Origin of the sequence: Acidithiobacillus caldus ATCC 51756 (genome assembly GCF_000175575.2) — a bacterium.
GTDB classification, from domain to species: Bacteria; Pseudomonadota; Gammaproteobacteria; order Acidithiobacillales; family Acidithiobacillaceae; genus Acidithiobacillus_A; species Acidithiobacillus_A caldus.
The window spans coordinates 25985-49530 of the sequence record NZ_CP005987.1; the positions used below are offsets into that span (position 1 = coordinate 25985).

Below are 23546 nucleotides of genomic sequence, written 5' to 3' on the forward strand. Positions count from 1 at the left end.
ATTCAGGCGGCGTCCTGTTGAGGATCCAGCCGGGTTTCGTTGGCAGGCATCCCATCGACAAATGTCACCCCGGCAAAGAGCTCGCGCAGTCTTTCCGGATGCTGAATCCCGCGCCAGTGTCTCTCTGCCTGCTGGATGAGCTTGTAGCTCAGGCCAAGGAAAGTGGCTCGAGAGACACAGTTTTTAGTGCGGCTGCTGCGTTGCCGTACGGTGGCGAAGGTCGATTCGATGGCGTTGCTGCTGCGGATATGCCGCCAGTGCTCTGCCGGGAAGTCGAAGAAGGTCAGCAGCACGTCCCGGTCCTTCTCGAGCTTTGCGACCGCTCTGGGATATTTGGCCTGGTAGTCCCGCACGAAGGCTTGCCAGGCTTTCTCCGCAGCTTCACGGGTGTCGGCCATCCAGATCGCCTGCAGGGCGGCCTTGGCTTTCCCCTGAAGGCGCTTCGGTAGCTCGTTGAGGATGTGGCCGTCTTGTGCACCCAACAGCGCTGATGACGGGTTTGTGGGTAAATCTCGTCCAGGGCGGCCCAGAAACCCATCGCCCCATCTCCTATGGCCAGTAGTGGCGCCTCCTGCAGCCCGCGGTCGCGCAAGTCCCGCAGGATCTCTAGCCAGGAGGCTTTGGACTCCCGTAAACCGTCGGTGACCGCCACGACCTCCTTCTTGCCCTCGGCCGTCACGCCAATAATGACCAAGAGACACATCCGGGGATCGTCCTCCGCCCGCAGCTGGGTATAGACCCCGTCGGCCCACCAATAGGCGTAGCGTTTTCCCTGTAGAGACCGGCGCTGCCATTGGGCATGCTCTTGCGCCCATTCGACTTTCAAGCGTCCCAGCACGGCCGGAGAAAGCCCCTTGGCCTCCTCGCCCAGGAGAACAGACAGCGCCTCGTGCATCCGTCCCGACGATACCCCGTGCAGGTACAACCAGGGGAGCGCTGCGGCCACGGTCCGCGACTTGCGCACGTAGGGCGGTACCAGGGAAGAACGGAAGACCACGCCCGAACCGGAGCGGTCTCGCACCTTGGGGACCTGTACAGGCACGGGGCCGACCGCTGTCAGGATCTCCCGCTCCGGCAGATATCCATTCCGCACGACGGCCCGGCGACCATCGACCATGCGTACCGCGGCATACTCCTCCAGCAGCACCTGCACCTCGCCCTCGATGGCCTGTTGGATCAGCTGGCGCGCGGACCGCCGCAATAAGCCCTCGATGTTCAGGCCCAACTCTCCCATTCCTCCGTCGAAACCAGTACTCTCTTGCATGGCGCACTCCTCATTCGTTGCGAATCGGATCCAGAAACCCTTTTCTAGCAACAGTGCGCCACCCTCCTCAAGCTAGTTGTAGACCTCCCGTACACCAGATTCGAGCATAGCTCGAACCGACAATGGGTGCAGCGGCACGGGGTTGCGGGGTGCAAGCCAGAGGAATATGCCCCTCTCCAGCGAAAAGGCCAGAGGTGGGATCCAGACCCACCCATCCCGCGCCCGGAAGGTACACCTCCGCCCACGCGTGCAGATCCGTAAAATCTTTGGAGGGTCCTGCCGGGCCGTGCAAGGGGATCTCATCTGCCGCAAGCTGAACGAGGTATCCAGAGACAAAGCGACTTGCAAAGCCCAGGTGACGGAGCAGTTCCACCAGCAACCAAGCGGTGTCGCGGCAAGATCCCATACGGCGCTCCAGCGTCTCTTCGCAGGTCTGAACGCCCGGTTCCAGACGGACGCCGTAATCGATAGCCTTTTGAAGATTCTGGTTTAGCGCCACCAGAAATTCTACCGTGTTTTGCGTATCTTTGGGGACTCTCTGCAGATAAGCGGAGAAAAGCGGACCAGCGTTGGCACACTCTCGATAGGGCCAGAGCTCTTTAGCAATCGCGTGGGGATACGTGAATGGCCAGGTCTCAGCAAAGTCCTCCACGAAAAAGTCAAACGGATCCAGCACAGTCAGGTCCGCAACGACTTCGACCTCCACCGATAGCGCGCGAGCGGGTTTCGGGAAAACGAGGCGTCCTTGATAATTCGCAAATGGATCCTGGTACCAATGTAAGAAGTGTTCGGCCGGTTCGACGGTCAGTTTATAGGCGAGAATTGGCGTGCGACAGTGTGGTGCTGGGCGCAGGCGAAGGAGGTGCGGATGAATAACCACCGAGCGATTGAATCGGTACTCGGTGTGATGACGAATGGCGACGTGCGTGCCCATGGATACCCCTCTTGGCCCCGATGGGGCATGACTAGAAATGGGGTGCCGAGTCCTGCGACACCGTATTGTCCGTGTTTTTTTCCCAAAAGAATCGAGGCAAATTGTCCAGGGCTTGCAAAAGTCCGTTGGACCAGCACTCGGTTACGGAACGGAAGAACTGGTTATCCTCATCAAATATCAAGATCCGACCCTCCTGCAGCGAACCCGCGCTGTACAGTGCCAGTTCTATCGGCGGACCCACCGTGACGTTACTGCGCATGGTGGAACTCATGGAGACCAAGGCGCAGCGTCCCGCCGCTTCCAGGGACAGGTCTGGTCGAATAACCCGATCCAGTATGGGCTTGCCGTATTTGATCTCACCGATTTGCAAGAAGGGGTGCTCTGGAGATTCGTGAATGAAATTTCCTTGCGGATAAATGAGAAATATGGCTGGCGCTTCGGTGTCAATTTGTCCGCCAAGGATGAACGTCGCTTCAAAGTTGACGTTGTTGATCTCCCGCTCCATCTGATTGCGCTGGACATCGGCACTGATCATGCCCACGTACTGGGCCACGTCGGTCATGGTGGGAAGATTGAGGAGATTGATGTGCGCGTTGCGCTCCAGATCTTTGTTGAGACGGCCAATAACTCCCTGGGTTGTGGCCAGGTTCCCTGCCGATAAGAGGAAAAGCACCCGGTTCCCCGGCCAGACGAAACGGTGCATCTTGGAATAGGTGTTGACCTGGTCCGTTCCGGCATTCGTGCGGGAGTCGGTACACAGCACCAACCCTGCATCCAGACGTATGGCACAACAGTAAGTCATCGCGTATTTCCTAGGTTGAAGGGAGAGAGAATACGGACACGGTGTACTCAAAAAACGATCTTCGAAGAGACCCTGCGCTGTGGGCGGATCCAGCAATCACGGGGAAAAATCTCACGACCGTTGTGTCCGTGCCCGCTGTGCAAGCAACAGAGTCTCTGCGCGAGCACCGAGATAGACGTAGCCACCGAGCGATAGCAGGAGCAGGGCGGCCGCCGCGAGCAAGGCTACCGCGAGCCACAGATCGGGGGGATCGTCCAGGGCAAATTTGAACACCAGCATGAGCCCTTCGATGGAGACGGCAATCAGTATGGCAGCGATGAAGCGTGTCAAGGTGCGGCGGGTGCTGCTGTGGCGGCGAATATCTTTTCGCAGCAGTACCTCCTCTTCGAAGATCGTTTTGGCCAGATCGAAAACGGCGAGGGCCAGGGTAAACAGGATCGTGGCCTGAAACGGCGCACTGAAATGTGGTAGTTGCGCGTGCAGTGACCAAATGCGCTCGAGGGAAAGACCGGCATGCAGGCCCAGTGAGAGGCTCACGATCAGCAATCCGAGGGAAAAGATGGCATAAACCATCTTGAAGTAGGGTTCGGCGAGGCGTCGGGTATCGTCCTCCTCCAACAGTGCCAGGGCACGATCCAGTTCGCTGTCGGCAACGACAATCCCCAACACGGCTCCTTGGGCGTCCCGCACCGCGATGGCAACGGTAACGCATATCCGGTTGTTGGCCGAGGAGAGGTACGGATCGGTGAGCACGGCGTCATCGGCTGCCATGGCGAGACGATAATAGGGTCGATGGCTGCGATCGGCACCGGCTCCACCTTGGGTCCCTCGACGCCGATAACTGGCAAGGTTATCGCCAATCTGCCTACCCTCAGGATCGAGCAAATACACGAGCTCGATAAATGGATGCCGATCGAGGAGCGGGCGGAGGATACTACGCTGGGTTTCTGCATCGCAGGAAAACAGTGTGGGTTGGGCGATGGATTCCAGTGGGCCCGCGATCAATCGCAGTATATCGCTGCGCAGCTCCCGGAAGTGCTCGAAACGGTTCATCTGGCGTGCCTCTCGGGGGAAGGTCGTGCAGCATGGAAGGAAGCAAGACCTATGCCGTATTTTTCAAACAGAAGCGGTAACGGGTGGCACGACGATTGCGTGAGCTATGGTCAAGATTGGTGTATGAGCATTTGCTAACACGATTCAGGCGGCGTCCTGTTGAGGATCCAGCCGGGTTTCGTTGGCAGGCATCCCATCGACAAATGTCACCCCGGCAAAGAGCTCGCGCAGTCTTTCCGGATGCTGAATCCCGCGCCAGTGTCTCTCTGCCTGCTGGATGAGCTTGTAGCTCAGGCCAAGGAAAGTGGCTCGAGAGACACAGTTTTTAGTGCGGCTGCTGCGTTGCCGTACGGTGGCGAAGGTCGATTCGATGGCGTTGCTGCTGCGGATATGCCGCCAGTGCTCTGCCGGGAAGTCGAAGAAGGTCAGCAGCACGTCCCGGTCCTTCTCGAGCTTTGCGACCGCTCTGGGATATTTGGCCTGGTAGTCCCGCACGAAGGCTTGCCAGGCTTTCTCCGCAGCTTCACGGGTGTCGGCCATCCAGATCGCCTGCAGGGCGGCCTTGGCTTTCCCCTGAAGGCGCTTCGGTAGCTCGTTGAGGATGTTGGCCGTCTTGTGCACCCAACAGCGCTGATGACGGGTTTGTGGGTAAATCTCGTCCAGGGCGGCCCAGAAACCCATCGCCCCATCTCCTATGGCCAGTAGTGGCGCCTCCTGCAGCCCGCGGTCGCGCAAGTCCCGCAGGATCTCTAGCCAGGAGGCTTTGGACTCCCGTAAACCGTCGGTGACCGCCACGACCTCCTTCTTGCCCTCGGCCGTCACGCCAATAATGACCAAGAGACACATCCGGGGATCGTCCTCCGCCCGCAGCTGGGTATAGACCCCGTCGGCCCACCAATAGGCGTAGCGTTTTCCCTGTAGAGACCGGCGCTGCCATTGGGCATGCTCTTGCGCCCATTCGACTTTCAAGCGTCCCAGCACGGCCGGAGAAAGCCCCTTGGCCTCCTCGCCCAGGAGAACAGACAGCGCCTCGTGCATCCGTCCCGACGATACCCCGTGCAGGTACAACCAGGGGAGCGCTGCGGCCACGGTCCGCGACTTGCGCACGTAGGGCGGTACCAGGGAAGAACGGAAGACCACGCCCGAACCGGAGCGGTCTCGCACCTTGGGGACCTGTACAGGCACGGGGCCGACCGCTGTCAGGATCTCCCGCTCCGGCAGATATCCATTCCGCACGACGGCCCGGCGACCATCGACCATGCGTACCGCGGCATACTCCTCCAGCAGCACCTGCACCTCGCCCTCGATGGCCTGTTGGATCAGCTGGCGCGCGGACCGCCGCAATAAGCCCTCGATGTTCAGGCCCAACTCTCCCATTCCTCCGTCGAAACCAGTACTCTCTTGCATGGCGCACTCCTCATTCGTTGCGAATCGGATCCAGAAACCCTTTTCTAGCAACAGTGCGCCACCCTCCTCAAGCTAGTTGTAGACCTCCCGTACACCAGATTCGAGCATAGCTCCGATTGCGTAGTCTACCGTGACTACGGGTCATGGTGGTCACTCCTCCTCAGGTAGTTTTGGGCGGGTATCCCGCCCATTTTCTTTTGCAGATCCCCGTGCAGGGTTTCCCAAAGGTGCAGGGGCCGGACGAGACCTCTGGGGCGCACCCAATCGGCTATGCGCGGTTCGCTGGTGGCCAGGAAGCCGCCGAGCTTGGGATATAGCTCGATCGATCATGCATCAAACTCGTGCAGAAATCCTCATAACCGTGCGCGATGCACCTTGCTGGAGAGGGCGATCCCCGGGGAAAAACGGCTAGCGAGCGTTTTTATAGGTTTTCTCGCGGTTCAGGGAGGATTCTTCCCAAGGAAACGGCGGTAATCTGCCGATGGCTGCGGCCAACCCCTGGTGCCACTGGCTGCGCAGTTCGCGCAAGAAAAGGTGCTCGCTTCCCCAGCGCAGATGCCGGCCCCCGTCGAGACGATCTCCTGTCAGGATGAGTAATTCCACGGGTGGTCCCACGGAGAGATTGCTCTGCAGCGTGGTGTCCATGGATACGAGCGCGCAGCGGGCTGCCGCCTCGAGGGACCATTGGCTTGTCACCATGTCGAGTAGGGGTTTGCCGTACTGAACCTCACCCATCTGCAGAAAGGGGTGTTCGGGCGATTCGTGAATGGCATTGCCTTGCGGGTAGATCAATCGCAGCCCCGGGGGCGCCGATCCGATTTGTCCGCCCAGAAGGAAGCTCGCTGTAAAATCCGTCGGTTCCGAGTGTCGGCGGGCATGCCTCTGCTGTACTTCAGCGCGGATACTGCCCACATAATCGGCGGCAAGATCCAGGCTGGGGACGGTGCGCAAAGAAATCCTCTGGTCCCGTTGCATGTCCTGACGCAGGCGGTGGAGCACGCTTTGGGTGGTAGCGAGGTTCCCTGCGGACAAGAGGCAGAAATGGCGCTGATCCGACCAACCAAATCGGTGCATTTTGGAGTAGGTGCCGACGTTGTCGATACCCCCATGCGTCCGGGAATCGGAGCAGAAGACGAGCCCAGTATCGACACGTATAGCCAGGCAATAGGTCATCACGGTGTGGTTTGCAGAGGATGTCCCGGAATGATGTCGCAGTTCCTCCCGCTTGGGAAGGTGGCAACGGGCTGGGCGCCATCGGACTTGGGCGGTATCATTGCACCGTCATGGTGCGAGTCGCCCCGGACTCGTCAGCACACCTCTGGCGCGTGAATTGCTTATCGGATTGCAGGACCTGTAGGAGAAGCCATGGACTACCGCGCCATCGTTACATCACCACGACTGGGCTCGACACTTACCGGAGCGGGCCTGATCGAAGCGCTGGATTCGGGGGTAGTACATCTGGACGAAGATCGACGGATTCTCTACCTCAATCCGGCCGCAGAGCATTTACTGAAGGTTAGTCTGTCGCAGGCGCGGGGGCGCGCCTATGCAGAGCTATGCGTTCCAGAGGGACCGGAGGGCCTGGATACGATGCTCGATGCCGCGGTGGCGTCGGGTCGGATACAGTATCGGCGCGCCTTGCCCCTGCACCGGGTGGATGGGGATCTCGTAGTCCTGGACATGGTGATCAGCGCACTGGAGGGATCCGGCTGGTTGATCGAGCTGCGCTCGGTGGAGCTTTCCCTCCGGCAGACAGAAGAGGCTTTGCAGGAGCGTGTTTACCTGTCGGCCCAAGAGATGCTGCGGGGGCTCGCACACGAAATCAAGAACCCACTTGGCGGTCTGCGCGGAGCCGCGCAGCTTCTGGACGCCGAGTTACCGCGCGCGGACCTGCGCGAGTATACGCGCATTATTCTGCACGAAGTGGATCGCTTGCGTGGTCTGGTCGATCGGTTGCGCGGGCCGGCGGGTGCCCCGGTGCTGCAGTCGGTAAACATCCATGCCGTGTTGGAGCACTGTCGTCGCTTATTGCAGACCGATTTGCCGGAGGGGATGGTCTTGCGTTTCGATTACGATCCATCACTCCCGGAGATCCAGGCCGATCCGGGACAATTGGTGCAGGTATTTCTCAATCTCCTGCGCAACGCCGAGCAGGCCGTGCAGGGGCGTGGACAGGTGCTTTTGCGCACCCGAATCGAGCGCCAGGTCCCCTGGATGCAGCGCATCCATTCTCTGGCTGTGCGCGTCGATGTGGTGGACGACGGGCCCGGGATTCCCGCCGATTTCTTGCCGCGCATTTTTCTACCGCTGATCACGACTCGGCCCGAGGGTATGGGCATGGGTCTGGCCATCGTGCAGGGCATCGTTCGGGCGCACGGTGGCGCCGTGCACTGCCGATCTCGCCCGGGTGAGACGGTATTCTCGGTATGGTTTCCGCTGGAGCGCAGACCATGAAGGGATGCGTCTGGATCGTCGACGATGACCCCTCCATACGCTGGGTGCTGGAGAAGGCCCTGCAAAAGGCCGAGTTGCAGACGGTGAGCTTTGCCGACGCCGACGCGGCGCTGCAACGGAATCGGACCGAATTGCCGGACGTCGTGCTGACGGATCTGCGCATGCCAGGGACCCAGGGATTTGCGTTCTTGGAGACGCTACAAAAGCGCCATCCCGAACTCCCGGTCATCGTCATGACCGCCCACTCGGATCTCGAGAATGCGGTCACGGCTTTTTCTGGAGGGGCCTTTGAGTATCTGGCGAAACCCTTTGACCTGGCCGACGCCGTGGAGTTGGTGCAGCGCGCATTGCGTCGACGACTGGGCAACATGGCGGAATCGAAGGAGGCCGATGACGCAGAACCCGACGCCGAGATCATTGGTCAGGCCCCGGCCATGCAGGTTGTGTACCGAGCCATTGGCCGCCTGTCGCGTTCGGAAATTCCCGTTCTGATCTTGGGTGAGTCGGGTTCGGGCAAGGAGTTGATTGCGCGCGCACTGCATCGGCACAGCCCACGTTCCAGTGGGCCGTTCATTGCCATCAATACGGCGGCGATCCCCGCTGAATTGCTCGAGTCGGAGCTTTTCGGTCACGAGCGGGGTGCATTTACCGGCGCGGTACAAAGTCGTAAGGGCCGCTTCGAACAGGCCGCTGGTGGTACCTTGTTCCTCGATGAGATCGGCGATATGCCGGCAGCCCTGCAGACGCGCCTATTACGTGTCTTATCCGACGGCAGTTATTACCGAGTCGGTGGCCAACAGGTGCTGCAGGCTAACGTACGTCTGCTGGCGGCCACCCACCAGGATCTCGAAAGCAAGGTCAGGGACGGGAGTTTTCGGGAGGATCTGTACCATCGCCTCCACGTGGTTCGCCTTCAGATCCCACCCTTGCGGGAGCGACGGGAGGATATTCCGCTGCTGGCTCGCTATTTTCTGCGACGCGCTGCGACCGAGCTGGGTACCGAAGCCAAGCGCCTCGCCCCAGAGGCCGAGGTCTGGATGGAGGCATGGCACTGGCCCGGGAACGTGCGGCAGCTGGAAAACGTCTGCCGCTGGCTCACGGTCATGGCGCCGGCACCGCAGGTGGAGGTGGCCGATCTGCCGCCAGAATTGCGGCATCGGCCGGGAGATTCTGTCCACGATACATCGGACGCCCCGATGGGTAGGATCGACGGGTGGCTGAAGGAATTGCGCGAGGAGCTCGAGCGCCGACTGCGTCGAGGCGACGACGAGATCCTCGACGAACTCGGCACGCAATTTGAGCGCTGTTGCCTGGAAACGGCGCTCCGCTTTACCCGCGGACACAAACAGCGCGCGGCCCAAAAATTGGGCTGGGGACGTAACACCATCACCCGCAAACTGCGGGAATTGGGGATCGACGTAGAGGCAGACGATACCCTATAGAACCATAGCGGTAGTCTCTCGGGAGCGCGAGCGTGTTTCTCGAGTCTAAGGAGTCTCTGATTTAGCCATCTGATACAATGGGCTGACCGAGTAGCGAGGAGATGCTATCCATGTCCGGACAGATAACCTTTGCCGAGGAGCCCAGCCTGTCGCGACGCCGCAAGCAGACCAAGCGAGAACGCTTTCTGGCCGAGATGGATGCCGTGGTTCCCTGGGCCAGGCTTGTGGCCTTGATCGAGCCGCACTACCCCAAGGGGGGCAGCGGCCGCAAACCTATGCCTTTGGAGCGGATGCTGCGGATCCACTTTCTCCAGCAATGGTTCGGCTACTCCGATCCGGGGATGGAAGAGGCCCTGTACGAGGTTCCTCTGCTCCGTCAATTCGTCGGTATCGACTTGGGTCGGGACTTCGTTCCCGATGAGACCACGATCCTGAAGTTCCGCCGCTTACTGGAGCGCCATGCGCTTGCCCAGGCCATCTTTGCCGAGGTGCAGTCCGTGTTGCAGGAGAAAGGGCTCTTGCTGCAGGAAGGCAAGACCGTGGATGCCACCTTGATTCACGCCCCGAGCTCCACCAAGAACCGAGACCGCAAGCGGGATCCAGAGATGAGTTCCACCAAGAAAGGGAATCAGTGGTATTTCGGGATGAAGGCGCATGTGGCAACGGATCTCCAAGGTATCGTACAGGCGGTGGACTTCACGGCGGCCAAGGTACCGGATCATCAGCGGCTGGAGGGGCTCCTTACCGGAGAGGAGTCGGTGGTCCTCGCTGACCGGGGCTATGACTATCCCCAGGTGCATGACACGCTGGTGGCCCGAGGCATACGGAACGCGGTAGCGCGGCGACGCTATCCTGGGCAGAAAACCGGCTTGGCGGCCCTCAAGCGCTACAACCGCGCCATTGCCCGGATCCGTGCCCGGGGAGAACACGCCTTCCGGGTGCTGAAGTGCCAATTCGGTTATCAGCGAACCAGATATCGGGGTCTGGCCAAGAACGGTGCTCAACTGACCACGCTCTTTGCCTTGGCCAATCTGTACATGCTGAGGAGATATCTCCTGGCCGCGTAGGGAGTGGTGTGCCCAATATCCAATAATTCTCCAGAAAATGGGGGAATTTGACGGATAAGTGACCTGATAGCAACGTGCTTAGGTCAATACTGGGGACAAGGCGCACCTTTTTAGGCTAGGTCAGAGCTTCCCTAAGGCGAGTCTCCCCTGGAGGAATGGTAGCGTGCGTAGTGACCCCGTTTTACCGATGATTGCGCTTTCGATCTTCGTCGCCCTGGCGTTCGTGGGAATCGGTATCCCAGGCGCGTGGGCCGCAGGCTCACCCGTGACACTGCCGACCACGCATACCCGCAAAATCATCGCTATCCCCCCCAAACGATCCCAATGACCACCACGTACCCGAAGATCTGGCACGCGCCGGTATGCTGCGGCACAGTCCAAAGCTTCCTCCGGGGTGTTGGGTGAAAACCTCTCGTGGTCAAAAATATATTCAAGCGCCCCCAGGTCCCGACGTGTGCTCCGGCGACACCGTGCAGTTGTGGATCGGCGAGGAGTATTTTCATTTTTTGCGGTGTCACGGGCGTCGCTGCGAGACGCTGGAAACCTTTCGTCCCAATGCGGCAGCAGCGGTGGGCGAACAGACCCTGAGCTACTGGTCGACGCAACTGCTCAAGGAACCCCGGATAGTCCTTTGGCAGCCGTCGGGAGGTTGATCGGTGCAGATATTGTCTTGGCATGACCCAGCGTCGGGAACCGATGTCTATCGCGTATTGTGGGATGCCAGCCGTTGCGAAGCCGCCTTTGTCGACATTCCCGAAAGCGCGGTGGAGGAGGCACTTGAGCGTTTGCTGGGTGCAGAACCCAAGCTCCGTCTACGCTACGCGATAACGACGCACTGGCGCGCCGATACGGAGGCGGCAGCGGAACGCTTATCGGTATTGTGTCCGGCGTTACAGATCGTCGCTCCCCATTGGGGAGACTGGGATGCCAGTGCGCTGGCGCCCTTGCGTCTGGGAGGGCATTCGCTGCAACTCACCGCGCTCGGGAATGGCTATTTCGGCGTATACGGACCGACCTACTGCCTCTGCGGCGAGGTTTGGGATGGGCGCGGGCGTTGGCGAGGGGACGCCCTGGGCCAACGATTCCTGCGTCGTCTGTCACCCCACACCCGCCTATTCGCACTGGACTCGACATCACAAGGCATCTTATGGCGGGAGTGGCAGAGCCTCCACGGCCAGCAGGTGGTCAACCTCGCCGCCATCCGCAGCCTTCGGCATACCCGCAAAAAAAGACCCGCGTGAGGTGCGGGTCCAAGGGCGAGGGACGATGGTCTGTCAGAGGCTGTAATACATCTGGAATTCCAGCGGATGGGTGGTCATGCGCATGGCCTGGACCTCTGCCCACTTCACATCCAGGTAACCCTCGAGCCAGCTCTGGCTGAAGACGTTGCCCCTCATCAGGAACTCGTGATCGGCTTCCAGGGCGCGCAGGGCTTCCTCCAGGGAAGAGGCCACGTGGGGAATCTGCTTTTCCTCTTCCGGCGGCAGGTCGTAGAGATTCTTGTCCATGGCCTCACCGGGGTGGATCTTGTTCTGGATGCCATCGAGCCCGGCCATGAGCATGGCGGCAAAGGCGAGGTAAGGATTGGCCGTGGAGTCGGGGAAGCGCACCTCGATGCGCCGACCCTTGGGGTTGGTGACGTAGGGGATGCGGATGGAGGCCGAACGGTTGCGGGCCGAGTAGGCCAAGAGCACCGGGGCCTCGAAGTGGGGCACCAGACGCTTGTAGCTGTTGGTGCTGGGGTTGGTCAGGGCGTTCAGGGCCTTGGCGTGCTTGATGATGCCGCCGATGTAGTAGAGCGCCGTCTCCGACAATCCACCGTAGAGATCGCCGGCAAAGAGGTTCTTGCCATCCTTGCTCAGGGACTGGTGGACGTGCATGCCGCTGCCGTTGTCGCCGACGACGGGCTTGGGCATGAAGGTAGCGGTTTTTCCGTGTGCCGCGGCAACGTTCTGCACGACGTATTTCAAGATCAAGACGGCATCGGCCTTCTTGGTGAGGGTATTGGCACCCACACCGATCTCGTGCTGGCCGGCGGTAGCCACTTCGTGGTGGTGGACTTCGACGGTGAGCCCCATCTCTTCCAGCGCCAGGCACATGGCCGAGCGCAGATCCTGGGCGGAGTCCACGGGCGGTACGGGGAAGTAGCCACCCTTGACGCCGGGGCGGTGCCCCATGTTGCCCGACTCGTACTCCTTGCCCGAGTTCCAGGCGGCCTCTTCGGCATCGACCCGGTAGGAGCAGCCGCTCATGTCGATCTTCCAGGTGACGGAGTCGAAGACGAAGAACTCGTTCTCGGGGCCGAAAAGGGCGCTGTCGGCGATGCCGGTGCTGGCGAGGTAGGCCTCGGCGCGCTTGGCCAGAGAGCGCGGGCAGCGCTCGTAGCCCTGACCCGTGGCGGGTTCCACCACATCACAACGCAGGTTGAGGGTGGTCTCATCGGTGAAGGGATCGAGGACGGCGGTATCGGCATCGGGCAGGAGGATCATGTCGGAGGCATCGATGCCCTTCCAGCCGGTGATGGAGGAGCCGTCGAACATCTTGCCCTCGGCGAAGGTTTTCTCGTCGATGGTGTGGGCCGGCACGGACACGTGCTGCTCCTTGCCCTTGGTGTCCACAAAACGGAAATCGATGAACTTCACATCCTTTTCTTCAATCAGCTTGATTACGTCTTCAGCACTCAGGGCCATAGCTCTCCTGCTCCGTGATAAGGTTCGATAAACGCCCCACTACAATGGGTGGCGTTAAAAAACAAAGCAACACTCATGCCGTCTCGAGGAACCACTCCCGCCCCCTCTCACAATCTCGATGTGCACTAATACAGTGCATTTATGCACTATTGTAGCCCATGTTGACTGCCGTTTTGCACTCGTTTAGTGCCGCCACGAACCGACCTGATAACTTCATGCTCAAGGACTTCGATACGTTTTTTGTCAAGGCCGATATGGCATAGCCATTGCTTGGGGAATTCGTGGACTTCACGGACTAGGAGAGGCCCCATCATGTTTACACGAGATTTTTTCACTGCATACCGCTTGCCCATACCGCGCGGCTTCGCCCTCGCTAAGACGCCTTCGTTGGTGCGTAACTCGGTTGAACTGCCAAGGCGAGGAGTTACGTTGTGACGCCCTTTTCATTAAAATTGATGCAGGAGCCGATGTTATGAAACTCATCACCGCCATCGTCAAACCGTTCAAGTTGGACGACGTTCGTGAGGCCCTGTCCCAGGCCGGCATACAGGGACTCACCGTGACCGAGGTCAAGGGTTTTGGACGGCAAAAAGGGCACACGGAATTGTACCGAGGTGCCGAATACGTCGTCGATTTTTTACCCAAGGTCAAGATTGAAACCGTTGTCCCAGACAATCTCGTGGATATCGCTACGGACGCACTCATCAAAGGCGCGCGCACCGGCAAGATCGGCGACGGCAAGATCTTCGTGACAGAGGTATTGGACGCCGTGCGAATCCGTACCGGGGAGAGCGGTGATGAAGCTCTGTGAGCTCTGTTCTCTCAAGCCCTGTTCTCATCCCACCACAAAAGGAGTTTCCCCATGTCTGTAGCCTGGCTTAACACCGGCGATAATGCGTGGCAGCTGACCGCAGCCACTATTGTCGGTCTGCAGAGTGTTCCCGGCCTGGTTGTCCTCTATGCCGGTATCGTCAAGAAGAAGTGGGCGATCAATTCGGCGTTCATGGCTTTTTATGCGTTTGCCGCCGTGCTCATTGCCTGGGTCCTGTGGGCCTATAACATGGGTTTTGGGAATCAATGGTTTCCGTTTCTGGGGCACCCCGGTCCCATCATCAGCATGCAGAACGAATTGACGCAGGCCCTGTTACCGACGTCCAAGACCACGGCCAACTTCCCCATGGCGACCATGGTCTACTTCCAGTTCGTTTTTGCGGCCATCACTTTGGTGCTCATCGCTGGTGGCGTGTTGGGACGGATGAACTTCAAGGCGTGGATGCTTTTTGTGCCGTTGTGGTTGACCTTTTCCTACACCGTCGGCGCCTTTAGCCTTTGGGGCGGTGGATTTTTGTCCACGATGGGGGTCATCGACTACTCCGGCGGCTACGTCATCCACTTGTCAGCCGGTATCGCGGCTTTTGTGGCCGCTGCAGTGGTTGGGCCGCGATTGGCTCGCGATCGGGAGAATTTTCAGCCCAACAACGTTCTCCTCATGCTGGTTGGTGCCGGTATCCTGTGGCTTGGTTGGAACGGCTTCAATGGCGGGGATCCCTATGCGGCCAGTCGCGATGCCGGTGCCGCCGTGCTCAACACCAATATCACCACCGCCATGAGTGTGCTGACCTGGACCGCCATGGATATCTTCTACTTCAAGAAACCCTCGGTCATCGGAGCGGTCCAGGGCATGATCACGGGTTTGGTGGGGATCACCCCGGCGGCTGGCGTCGTCGACGGCTTCGGCGCCATCGCCATCGGCCTCGCCACGGGCATCATCCCCTGGTTCACCATGAACATCCTGGGCAAACGGCTGTCGTTCTTTCGTAAGGTGGACGACACCTTGGGCGTCTTTCATACCCACGCGGTGGCCGGATTGCTTGGAGGAGTCTTGACTGGTGTTCTAGCCACCAAGGCGGGGTGTGTAGCCTATGGTCTGAGCAATCCGGGTGGGGGTATCGACGGAAACTGGCACCAGGTATGGCTCCAATTGATCGGTGCCGCGTTCATCATTGCCCTGAACCTCGTCATGACCTACGTGATTCTCAAGGTGATCAGTCTCGTCGTTCCCTTGCGTATGGACGAAGAAACCCTGCTCATCGGTGACGATGCGGTTCACGGAGAAGAAGCTTATGCCTTCTTCGGAGAGGGTGAACGGCAACCGGTGCTGGGCGACTGATGCGATAGCGTTCCGGTCCCCGCGGGGGATCGGAACGCGCAGACCCTATGACGAATTGAATTGACGAAGCGGAGGGGGCATTGGCCCCCAAGGAGTTGCAGTCGTGGCACAGTGGAAAGACCTTTATCGGCGCGATTCGGTTCTGGAAAAGACGGTCGCCTCGATAACCAAAAGTAGAGCTACCGTTCGCGTCAGTAGTCTTGCGGACAGTCAGGGAGCTGTGCACGAGCCCGTTACCAATCGCGTGCTGGTATCGCCCGTGTTGCTGCGCGATCGGCCGGAACTCGTACCGGTTCTGGTCGCCGTGAGCCTCGGTTTTGCAAGTATTCGCGAGCGTAGTCGGCGCTGGCGATGGGCGGTCTTGGGTTTTTCCCTGAGCGCGGCGCTGGATATGGTTCTGCTGTATGCCCAGTGGGGTGGGTGCGCTCGCCTCTTGGATGCGGGACTGGCAACGGGGTGTTTTTGGGGTGCTCTCTGGCAGGTACTCGCTCTGCGACGATATGCCCCCCAATTTGAATGCCTTGCGTACGACTGGGCTCGGAATATCGTCCCCGATTTTACGGCGCAGCACGGCGCGGCTCGAGTCTACTGCCGATGGTTGCGCCGTGCGACCGCCTATCGGTCGTGGTCGCCTTCTTGAACGCGCAAAAACCGCCACCGCATTACGGGCATGATCGATGAAACCCCTACTGGTCGTACAACACCATCCAGACGAGGACCTCGGTGCCCTTCGGGAGATGCTCATTGCCGAACGTATCCCGGTACAGGTGCGCCGTTTGGATCTCGAGGAACCCCTGCCTTCTTCGCTGCGCGGCTTTGGCGGTGTCATCAGCCTCGGTGGACCGATGAGTGTGCACGATGAGGGGAACTACCCGTGGTTGAACCCGGAGCGGCGTTGCCTCGCGGAAGCCATCGATGCGGGGTTGCCAACCCTGGGCATCTGCCTCGGCGCACAATTGATCGCGCAGGTCTGCGGCGCGCCGGTACACCGGCATCCCAATGGTCCTGAAATCGGCTGGTGGCCGGTGCGTGTCCGTCCATCGGGAAGGCAGCACCCGGTCGTGACACAGATTCCTCCGGAGTTTTTCCTGTTCCACTGGCACGAGGATCAATACGCCTGCCCCTTCACAGCGACGCCCTTGCTCACCAGTGCGCATACGGACTGCCAAGCCTTTGCCGTGGGCGAGCATGTGCTTGCGATACAGGCGCACGCCGAACTGACCCCTGAGCTTCTCGAGCGCTGGCTGCTTCTTATGGGGACACCGCCAGCAGATTCCGGAAAGATCCAAACGCCCGAAGAAATATCTCGTCTATCGGCAACCCCTCTGGCTGCTTTGCCGCAGGTGCGGCAGCAGCTTTTCGGGCCGTGGTTGCGTTCTGTGCGGATGCGTTGCGATACACCGGAGGCATCGCCATGGCATACCAGCAACTGACCGTCGTGCTTCGGATGTATCGGCTGGACCCCCTCTGCGATGCCTTGGTGGAACTAGGGGTAAGCGGGATCACCCTGAGCGATGTCGAGGGAGTCGGCCGGCAGCAGGGATTCTCGACACTGCCCAGTGGGGTTTGGTACCAGTCGAAGAGTCATCCGAAGGTCCGGCTGGATATCGTGATGCCGCAGACGCTGGTGCCCCAGGCGATTGCTGTGGTCTTGACGCATGCCCGAACCGGCATTGAAGGGGATGGAAAGTTGTGGATAAGCCCCATGGTACGGGCTCCTATCGTCGTAAGAACGATTGACTCGGACGCTGAAGCCTGACCGATCGCGGGCGCGATCGACTCCAGCAGTGATTTTTCTGGGCGAAGAGGCTCTTAGATGTCACTAAAGAACGCCGCGTAGCAACTGCTCACAGCACGACACGTGAAGCTTCTCCTTGCCCAGGTTAGGATACAGCCTACGCAGCCGTCTTATCTCAGCCACGAGCGAGGCTCAGTTCGGGGCCTTCTCTTTCGCATGGGGTGGAGGATTTTGCCGTCCGTGCCGCCGGATTGCCGCAGCCCACGATGTGGGGATCAGCATGGATGGCCGCGGCCGAGCCTTGGACACGTCTTTGTGGAGCGCCTGTGGCGATCAGTGAAGTACGAGGACATCTACCTGAAGGCCTACGCGGGTGTGCCGGACTCGTTGCTAGGGCTTACCGAGTATTTTGAGCACTACAATAGGGCACCTCGATCAACCGCCAAAAATCTGACCACGCGGCATGACGAATCCGCCTGAGGCTCAGAAATGGCCTTTTTGAGCTGGTTTCTCCCTCTGTTTTAGGCTTTCGGTTTTCTGACCTCTGGACGCATTACGCCCCCAGAAAGGCCAAGCGACGCATATTGTAGACGAGCACCATCATGCCCATGGCGAAGGTGGCGCGGGCCTGACCAATGGTGCGGATACGCTTACCACCCCACTGGGCGATGGCAGCAAAGACATGCTCTACCCGCGAACGCACCTTGGCAATGCGCCGGTTCCGCCGCTCCTGGCAGGCAGAAAGCGACTTGCCCTGTTTCGCCTTGCGCTGGATCTGCGGGCGATAGCCTTGCTCCCGAAGGCGTTCCTCCCGTTCGGCACCGACATAGCCTTTGTCCGCATAGATCTCGGCGCTGGTGTTCCACTCATCGAGCGCCGCTTCCAGATGTTGGGAATCGTGCACACACGCCGTGTCGGGCACCCAAGTGCGAATGAATTTGTGTTTACGGTCCACACTCACCGTGAATTTGTAGCCGTGATGGGATTTACCATGCTTCTTGGTCCATCGGGCATCTACATCCTTCTGCCGTCGCTTGGCGGGCTTCCAGTCCGCGGGCATAGCGTCCTGATCCAGGATTGCTTTCTCTTCCCGGGTGAAATGCTGCTTGGGCGCGGGCACCAAGGTGGCGTCGACGATTTGCCCTGCACGAGCCTCCAGGCCGCGCGCACGGATCTGACGATCCAGCTCAGCAAACAGTGCGTTGACCCCGTCCACTCCGATCCGATTCTCAAAGTTCCAGATCGTGGTCCGGTCGGGAATGTTGCGGGAGTGCTCCAGGCCACAGAAACGCCGGAAACTGCGACGATCCAGCAGTTGAAACTCGGTCTGCTCGTCAGAAAGGCCGTGCAAGCGTTTGACCACCAAGACTCGGACCATCACCTCGGTGGGATAGGGAGGACGCCCACCCTTAGGAGGTCGCTGAAAAAATATTGAAAAATCTCTTTTGATTGGGATATTCGGTCACAAAACCCCGGGAAACAGGCGCGGGCGCAGCTGTTTTGTTGTTTTTCTGAGCTTTTGGTAGCCCTTGGACGGATTCCGGACGCACGAATCCCATCAAGCCACTGCCAGTCGCGCCATCCGCACGAGGTTGTACGCGGTGGCCGCCAAGGAGAAGTGCAGACCGACCCGTTCCAAACCACGGAATCGGGTTTTCCGCATCCCTCCCACAGTCTTCATCCAGCCGAAGATGGATTCTATCCGCCGCCGGACGTGGATGCTCATGGCATAGCCCCGGTGGCGAGTAGTCCGGGCATCGATGGCCGAGCCTTTCCGCTTGCGGGCTACATGAGGGGTCACATTCCGGTCCCGGAGATCCTGAACAAAGCCGTGACGGTCATAGCCCTTGTCGGCACCGAGGGTGATGCGCTGGTTCCCGCCCAGATCATCCACCAATTGGGTAGCGGCATCCACTTCTGCCGTGCCATCGGCGGTGGTCACCTGTTCCCCGGCAATCAATCCATGCCGATTATCCATGAGCACATGACCCAGTAGGCCAGACGTGACGCCTCTCCGGGAGCCTTCTAGTACAGCCGGGCATCAGGGTCCGTCACCGATGAGTGGGTCTCATTGCTGAGCTCATGGCCCCCGGAAGTAGGAGCCATCACCGCTACGATCTTCGGGATCCTTGGGCTGAAAGGATTTCTGCGAGGCCCAGGCCTCCAACAGCGTACCATCGACGGAGAAATGCTCTTCGGAGAGCAGATTCTGGCCGCGAGCCTGTTCCAGTACGGATCGGAAGAATTCCCGTACCGTCCCGTGATCCAGCAACCGATCGCGATTCTTAGTAAAGACCGTGGGCACCCAGACCTCGTCGTCCATTCCCAAACCGACAAACCAGCGGAACAGCAGGTTGTAGTTGAGTTGCTCCATCAGCTGCCGTTCCGAGCGGATGCTGTAGAAGACCTGCAGGAGCAGTGCGCGCAGGAGAAACTCCGGGGGAATGGAGGGGCGACCGTAGCTCGAGTACATCGTGCTGAAGTGGCTATCCATCTCCGCTAGGGACCGCTCCACGATAGCCCGGATCGCTCTCAGCGGATGGTCCTGGGGCACCCGTTGCTCCGGGGAAACGTAGCTGAATAACCCTTGAGTCTCTACCTTGGCTCCACGCATCTTTCCACCCCCCGCTGCACCATTTTGCCCAGTATACCACCGACTTTTTCAGCAGCTTCTTAGGCTGCTCTGGACGGGGAGCGATCTTCTCCACCGCTTGCGCCAAAGCAGAGAAGTCGACCACCGCCTCAATCTTCTGCAGGGGATCGCCAATGGCGTCCACCTTCTCGATGTAACCGTCATCCGCCAACAGATCGTTCGTCACCGCCGTCCTACGAGCAATCATCCCGTCTACTCCGTTGCAATCCGGCCTATCGCCATTCTATCAAACCCCGAGTGGCCATGGGGTTTTTCGAGCCGCCCAATACCCTTCGCCCCCATCAATCGCTGGGCTACGCCACCCCCGATCTCGTCTATCGGACTGGGCGGGGCGGTGGTGCCTGTATCGTGGACAAGTATCCAAAAGCGGACCGAAAGGTCGCCAAGGAAGTCGTGGGGCAGCGCCAATCCGCTGCAAATGAGGACACCAGCACTAGCTTAAACTGACCCGCTTTTTGTCTTGACCAATGGGTCCACCATAAGAATACGTCTTGGCGAGCAAAAATAAGCGCCAAACTGCCGCTCGTTACGTTACGAAGCCAATTTACAGATTTTCGCACGGTATTACGGGGATAACTCACACCTTAGAAGTAGGTCGAGGTCTTCCTTTTTGCCAGATTGATCAGCCTTTAGAGAATCCAGATAACGAGTGAATGCCGGGCCAACTTCCGGATGGTTTTTCCCAAATGCAATGGTGGCCTGAAGGTAGCCGAGCTTGTCTCCACAATCAAAGCGCTCTCCTTGGAAACGATAAGCAAGAACCTGGCGCTCCTTGAGCAACTTTTGGATGGCATCGGTCAATTGGATTTCCCCACCCGTTCCGCGATCGAGATTCTCGAGAAAATGGAAGATGCGTGCTGGTAATATGTAGCGACCGATTACTCCAAGGTTGGACGGAGCGTCCTCTGGGGCAGGCTTCTCGACAATGCCACTGACTTGAAAGACCTGGTCATCCCAAGGACGAGCGTCGACAACTCCATAACGTGAACTGTGTTCACGAGGAATCTCCTCTACCCCCAATATGCCTGCTCTATATCGACGATATTGCCTAACCATCTGCGAAAGCACAGGCTCATCGGCGAGCGTGAGGTCGTCTGCGAGTAAAACAGCAAATGGTTCATTCCCGATAACTGGACGTGCCATAAGTACAGCGTGGCCTAGCCCTAATGGGTACGGTTGCCGTAGAAAGATAGTGCTAACGTGTTTTGGAAGTATGGCCTGGACTCGCTCAAGAAGCGCGTTTTTATGCTTTTTCTCAAGTTCCATCTCCAACTCGTAGGAGACGTCAAAGTGATCGGCAATTGCACGTTTTCCGCGCCCCGTAACGAATATGAGTTGATCGATACCTGCCGCTATGGATTCCTCAACCGCATATTGAATGAGTGGTTTATCAACCACAGGCATCATTTCTTTTGGGCTGGCCTTGGTAGCAGGCAGAAATCGGGTGCCCAAACCTGCTACAGGAAAGACCGCTTTACGCACGCTATGGGTTGACGAATCTTCAATCGTTACACCGTTCATCATTAGACTCCTTCTGCTAGGTCGTGGAGAACTCCGATTAATCAAACATAGTCTAAAGCTCGTCCCAAAGTGATATATGAGATGGCTTAAAGCACCGATGGACTGGATTATCCTTTGAACGCATGCTAAAATAATTAGCATGGTTGATATCTTGTTCCGCTACGGGGGGCGACCACAACGATAGATAGGTACAGCGTAGAGAAAGTCCTTCGGCCGGAATAGAACTCGCGCTGGCCTTAGCAGTGCAGGCGGATCTCCAATAAATGCACGGTGCACGCACTCCAATCTTGGCTATGATTAGCTTTCGTTTCATAGCGGCCCCACGGTTGTCTCATGACGAGGTAGTCCTGGATCACCCCTCTCGGCCCAGCGTGTGATAAGGTTGCCTGCTGCTGTGAAATGAAACATATAGCTCAGGTAACCAAGAGCGAAGAGCGCTAGATTTTGATCGTAATAATGTGGGGGGTTTCCGAAAAGTCCCGTATTGGGATCCAATGATCGACTCAAGCGCAGCATCTGGAGGCGGAAGGCGTGTATCTGACGCGTTGCGCGCAGATAGGGCAGGACGGCAGCCGAGAATCCGACTGGACCTTTTCCCTCAGCTTTTCCGGAATACACATTTACCGTGAGCGGTGGGGTTCTGTGATGGACCAGGTAGTTAGCCATGCCTGGGATTGCGGTGATCACTTTTAAATTCACACGACGATTTCCAACACGGAACCCTGCCCAAAGATAGACCCGAATAGCATTGAAGCTTCCCCGATCGCCTTCCGGAGGCTGAAAAAAGGTGCCGTTATGGCTATCCAATCCCACCCAATCGGGAACAAAGCCATGGGGAGATATAGCACGTAAGAGATTCGGAAGTTGTAAAGCCATCTTTCGCCATGGACCGTCTGGATCGGAATGTGCCAGACCAAACAACAGTGGCATCGGCAGGTAACTTGGGTTGAGAACGCAACGATTCCTACCCAAAGTAAAGCCGTAGTAGCCCGGCAAAAGCATCGGGGTGAGGCTTATCGACATTGTGCGCGGGCTGCGTCTGTAGCTAAAGTCTACCGATATGACCTCTGAGCGGGCGATCGTGCGGGTGAGTTCCTCACCTTGTCGGGTATATCGTGGAATTCGCCAGAGGCGTCCTGCTTGCAGAAGGGTGTATGCTATCCAAAGATCGGCATCCGCGGCTGAGTGGGGGCTCAACAGAGTCCAACGTCCCTTCGTATTGCGACCCCACAGCCAACCGGGTAAGCGATTTCCTAGTTCTCCACGTGCCAGATTATTATTCGTCCACGAGAGAATGCGTGCAAACTGTCGGCGCTGATCAGCAACCAGAGCAAAGAACAGCGCATAGGCCTGACCTTCCGATGTAGTGACGTCATGACGTTGCCAATCGATAACCCTGCCTTGGGAATCGACAAAAGTACGCAGATAATGCGACCATAGCTGCTGCCAGAACCCGGGATCCAGAAGGTTCGAAGGGTGGGCGTGTCTGTCTGCTGCGATGGCTGGAAACGAAAGCGTGCTTATCATAAGAATCCCTGGAGCCAAGAGCTGCGCGCATAGTCGACGCCACCCGCAATCTGGATCAGGACGTCCGAGGCGTCTAAAAAACTTTACTAACCGAAAGTGCCGCATATCCAACGTTGGGCAAACCGTTCTGGTGCTGCAAGCCACCATCCGCAGATATCGCCCAGCCCTCAGGCAGGGCGATGTCTAGAAATCCTCCATATTGGCGAATGCGGTACGTATTTCCCCCCGATGGTACGAATTCTGGACCTACAAAAATGCTGTGGAAGAGGGGAAGAGCGAAGCGTAATCTCGCCCAATAAGCGTGCTGATCTATGACATAGCTAGCGATCCCAGAAAGGTACGTCTGCCCAGGTAGAGGAAGGTGGAACTGAATTTGAGGAACGAAGGAAACGGTGCTGCGATATGGTCCCCCGGAGGGAAGTGCTGGAGTAAGAGAGAAATATTGGTACTCCAGACCTCCGGAAAAATTGAGTTGCAGCTTGTCCACAGCAAAGGCATACCCCGCACCAACAAGAAACCCTGGGACGCGCGCACGAACCAAGGTGCTGCTGTTATCGAGACTACCTGTGTAGCGATACCGCAGATAGCTCGCAAACGCCTGGAGATACACCCCGGAGCCGAGCCGGCTCCCTGACAGGGGCTGAATAACGCCAAGATAGTCGTAAGAGCTAAACACCGATTGCTGAATGCCAGCCAGGGCTAAAGTCTGCCCCTCGGTACCCACAGAGAACAGCACGAGCGCGATGAGCAAAGATAGGCTCGTGAAGCGCACCGGCAAGCTGAGCCATAGCCGGCCAGGTGTTCGAATTCCGGGTTCGTTCATC

The 23546-nt window shown here is 58.6% G+C and carries 18 protein-coding genes and 7 pseudogenes; 12 read left to right on the forward strand and 13 right to left on the reverse strand.

Going from position 1 to position 23546, the window contains the following annotated elements; all coding sequences use genetic code 11:
- Positions 1 to 2: 2 nt before the first annotated feature.
- From ACAty_RS13810 to ACAty_RS13835, 6 genes and pseudogenes are all read right to left on the reverse strand, one after another.
- Positions 3 to 1264: pseudogene (locus ACAty_RS13810) on the reverse strand (IS256 family transposase).
- Between the two features lie 109 nt (positions 1265 to 1373).
- Positions 1374 to 2198 (reverse strand): annotated as a pseudogene (locus tag ACAty_RS13815) (transglutaminase family protein); the annotation flags it as partial.
- Between the two features lie 31 nt (positions 2199 to 2229).
- Positions 2230 to 3000: a peptidase gene (locus ACAty_RS13820; RefSeq protein ID WP_051620880.1), complete on the reverse strand. Its 771-nt coding sequence runs from the start codon at positions 2998 to 3000 to the stop codon at positions 2230 to 2232.
- A 111-nt stretch (positions 3001 to 3111) separates the two neighbouring features.
- On the reverse strand, positions 3112 to 4053 hold the full coding sequence (locus ACAty_RS13825; protein WP_004867800.1) for a PDC sensor domain-containing protein: 942 nt from the start codon (positions 4051 to 4053) through the stop codon (positions 3112 to 3114).
- A gap of 144 nt (positions 4054 to 4197) precedes the next feature.
- Positions 4198 to 5460 carry an IS256 family transposase gene (locus ACAty_RS13830; RefSeq protein ID WP_004868469.1) on the reverse strand — a complete coding sequence of 421 codons (1263 nt, stop codon included), beginning with the start codon at positions 5458 to 5460 and terminating at the stop codon, positions 4198 to 4200.
- Between the two features lie 408 nt (positions 5461 to 5868).
- On the reverse strand, positions 5869 to 6633 hold the full coding sequence (locus ACAty_RS13835) for a hypothetical protein (RefSeq protein WP_040131324.1): 765 nt from the start codon (positions 6631 to 6633) through the stop codon (positions 5869 to 5871).
- A gap of 192 nt (positions 6634 to 6825) precedes the next feature.
- Between ACAty_RS13835 and glnL the strand changes: the two genes are divergently transcribed.
- The 5 genes from glnL to ACAty_RS13860 all read left to right on the forward strand — a co-directional run bounded on the left by glnL (position 6826) and on the right by ACAty_RS13860 (position 11664).
- Positions 6826 to 7914, forward strand: a complete 1089-nt coding sequence (gene glnL / locus ACAty_RS13840; protein ID WP_040131326.1) for a nitrogen regulation protein NR(II) — start codon at positions 6826 to 6828, stop codon at positions 7912 to 7914.
- The gene (gene ntrC / locus ACAty_RS13845; RefSeq protein ID WP_040131328.1) at positions 7911 to 9356 is read left to right on the forward strand and encodes a nitrogen regulation protein NR(I); all 1446 of its coding nucleotides are present in this window, start codon (positions 7911 to 7913) and stop codon (positions 9354 to 9356) included. The genes glnL and ntrC overlap by 4 nt, the downstream gene beginning before the upstream one ends.
- A 110-nt stretch (positions 9357 to 9466) precedes the next feature.
- Positions 9467 to 10423 carry an IS5 family transposase gene (locus tag ACAty_RS13850; protein ID WP_004871535.1) on the forward strand — a complete coding sequence of 319 codons (957 nt, stop codon included), beginning with the start codon at positions 9467 to 9469 and terminating at the stop codon, positions 10421 to 10423.
- Positions 10424 to 10824: 401 nt separating this feature from the next.
- Positions 10825 to 11076, forward strand: coding sequence for a hypothetical protein (locus ACAty_RS13855; RefSeq protein WP_226830180.1), 252 nt, complete (start codon positions 10825 to 10827; stop codon positions 11074 to 11076).
- Between the two features lie 3 nt (positions 11077 to 11079).
- On the forward strand, positions 11080 to 11664 hold the full coding sequence (locus ACAty_RS13860) for a hypothetical protein (protein ID WP_004873278.1): 585 nt from the start codon (positions 11080 to 11082) through the stop codon (positions 11662 to 11664).
- A 33-nt stretch (positions 11665 to 11697) separates the two neighbouring features.
- On the opposite strand, the gene glnA is transcribed toward ACAty_RS13860, so the two are convergent.
- The gene (gene glnA / locus ACAty_RS13865; protein WP_040131434.1) at positions 11698 to 13107 is read right to left on the reverse strand and encodes a glutamate--ammonia ligase; all 1410 of its coding nucleotides are present in this window, start codon (positions 13105 to 13107) and stop codon (positions 11698 to 11700) included.
- Between the two features lie 478 nt (positions 13108 to 13585).
- Between glnA and ACAty_RS13870 the strand changes: the two genes are divergently transcribed.
- The 6 genes and pseudogenes from ACAty_RS13870 to ACAty_RS15985 form a co-directional block, all read left to right on the forward strand.
- Complete coding sequence (locus ACAty_RS13870) at positions 13586 to 13924, forward strand: P-II family nitrogen regulator (protein ID WP_004872123.1); 339 nt, start codon at positions 13586 to 13588, stop codon at positions 13922 to 13924.
- Positions 13925 to 13975: 51 nt separating this feature from the next.
- Complete coding sequence (locus tag ACAty_RS13875) at positions 13976 to 15283, forward strand: ammonium transporter (RefSeq protein WP_040131329.1); 1308 nt, start codon at positions 13976 to 13978, stop codon at positions 15281 to 15283.
- 103 nt (positions 15284 to 15386) lie between these two features.
- Positions 15387 to 15923 (forward strand): hypothetical protein, encoded by a 537-nt coding sequence (locus tag ACAty_RS13880; RefSeq protein WP_082179252.1) that lies wholly within the window; start codon positions 15387 to 15389, stop codon positions 15921 to 15923.
- A 37-nt stretch (positions 15924 to 15960) separates the two neighbouring features.
- Entirely contained in the window at positions 15961 to 16716 is a 756-nt protein-coding gene (locus ACAty_RS13885; RefSeq protein ID WP_040131331.1) for a type 1 glutamine amidotransferase, read from the forward strand.
- Positions 16698 to 17042: a P-II family nitrogen regulator gene (locus ACAty_RS13890; protein WP_040131333.1), complete on the forward strand. Its 345-nt coding sequence runs from the start codon at positions 16698 to 16700 to the stop codon at positions 17040 to 17042. Before ACAty_RS13885 ends, ACAty_RS13890 begins: the two co-directional genes overlap by 19 nt.
- Before the next feature lie 247 nt (positions 17043 to 17289).
- Positions 17290 to 17444: pseudogene (locus ACAty_RS15985) on the forward strand (integrase core domain-containing protein); the annotation flags it as partial.
- Between the two features lie 130 nt (positions 17445 to 17574).
- Here the strand turns inward: ACAty_RS15985 and ACAty_RS13895 are convergent.
- From ACAty_RS13895 to ACAty_RS16700, 3 pseudogenes are all read right to left on the reverse strand, one after another.
- Positions 17575 to 18432: pseudogene (locus tag ACAty_RS13895) on the reverse strand (IS5 family transposase); the annotation flags it as partial.
- A 147-nt stretch (positions 18433 to 18579) separates the two neighbouring features.
- Positions 18580 to 19635: pseudogene (locus tag ACAty_RS13900) on the reverse strand (IS5 family transposase).
- Between the two features lie 58 nt (positions 19636 to 19693).
- A pseudogene (locus ACAty_RS16700) lies at positions 19694 to 19861 on the reverse strand (IS5/IS1182 family transposase); the annotation flags it as partial.
- Positions 19862 to 19923: 62 nt separating this feature from the next.
- Between ACAty_RS16700 and ACAty_RS16550 the strand changes: the two are divergent.
- A pseudogene (locus ACAty_RS16550) lies at positions 19924 to 20121 on the forward strand (hypothetical protein); the annotation flags it as partial.
- Between the two features lie 117 nt (positions 20122 to 20238).
- Here the strand turns inward: ACAty_RS16550 and galU are convergent.
- The 3 genes from galU to bcsS form a co-directional block, all read right to left on the reverse strand.
- Positions 20239 to 21198: a UTP--glucose-1-phosphate uridylyltransferase GalU gene (galU, locus tag ACAty_RS13915; RefSeq protein ID WP_226824308.1), complete on the reverse strand. Its 960-nt coding sequence runs from the start codon at positions 21196 to 21198 to the stop codon at positions 20239 to 20241.
- 306 nt (positions 21199 to 21504) lie between these two features.
- On the reverse strand, positions 21505 to 22722 hold the full coding sequence (gene bcsZ, locus ACAty_RS15590; protein WP_169737330.1) for a cellulose synthase complex periplasmic endoglucanase BcsZ: 1218 nt from the start codon (positions 22720 to 22722) through the stop codon (positions 21505 to 21507).
- A 73-nt stretch (positions 22723 to 22795) separates the two neighbouring features.
- A complete protein-coding gene (bcsS, locus tag ACAty_RS13920; RefSeq protein WP_040131339.1) occupies positions 22796 to 23545 on the reverse strand; it encodes a cellulose biosynthesis protein BcsS in 750 nt (249 codons plus the stop codon).
- Position 23546: the final 1 nt, after the last annotated feature.

Coding starts and splice junctions, on each gene's coding strand:
- ACAty_RS13820 (WP_051620880.1), bottom strand. CDS start 3,000: ATGACTTACTGTTGTGCCATACGTCTGGATGCAGGGTTGGTGCTGTGT.
- ACAty_RS13825 (WP_004867800.1), bottom strand. CDS start 4,053: ATGAACCGTTTCGAGCACTTCCGGGAGCTGCGCAGCGATATACTGCGA.
- ACAty_RS13830 (WP_004868469.1), bottom strand. CDS start 5,460: ATGCAAGAGAGTACTGGTTTCGACGGAGGAATGGGAGAGTTGGGCCTG.
- ACAty_RS13835 (WP_040131324.1), bottom strand. CDS start 6,633: ATGACCTATTGCCTGGCTATACGTGTCGATACTGGGCTCGTCTTCTGC.
- glnL (WP_040131326.1), top strand. CDS start 6,826: ATGGACTACCGCGCCATCGTTACATCACCACGACTGGGCTCGACACTT.
- ntrC (WP_040131328.1), top strand. CDS start 7,911: ATGAAGGGATGCGTCTGGATCGTCGACGATGACCCCTCCATACGCTGG.
- ACAty_RS13850 (WP_004871535.1), top strand. CDS start 9,467: ATGTCCGGACAGATAACCTTTGCCGAGGAGCCCAGCCTGTCGCGACGC.
- ACAty_RS13870 (WP_004872123.1), top strand. CDS start 13,586: ATGAAACTCATCACCGCCATCGTCAAACCGTTCAAGTTGGACGACGTT.
- ACAty_RS13875 (WP_040131329.1), top strand. CDS start 13,976: ATGTCTGTAGCCTGGCTTAACACCGGCGATAATGCGTGGCAGCTGACC.
- ACAty_RS13885 (WP_040131331.1), top strand. CDS start 15,961: ATGAAACCCCTACTGGTCGTACAACACCATCCAGACGAGGACCTCGGT.
- ACAty_RS13890 (WP_040131333.1), top strand. CDS start 16,698: ATGGCATACCAGCAACTGACCGTCGTGCTTCGGATGTATCGGCTGGAC.
- galU (WP_226824308.1), bottom strand. CDS start 21,198: ATGATGAACGGTGTAACGATTGAAGATTCGTCAACCCATAGCGTGCGT.
- bcsZ (WP_169737330.1), bottom strand. CDS start 22,722: ATGATAAGCACGCTTTCGTTTCCAGCCATCGCAGCAGACAGACACGCC.
- bcsS (WP_040131339.1), bottom strand. CDS start 23,545: ATGAACGAACCCGGAATTCGAACACCTGGCCGGCTATGGCTCAGCTTG.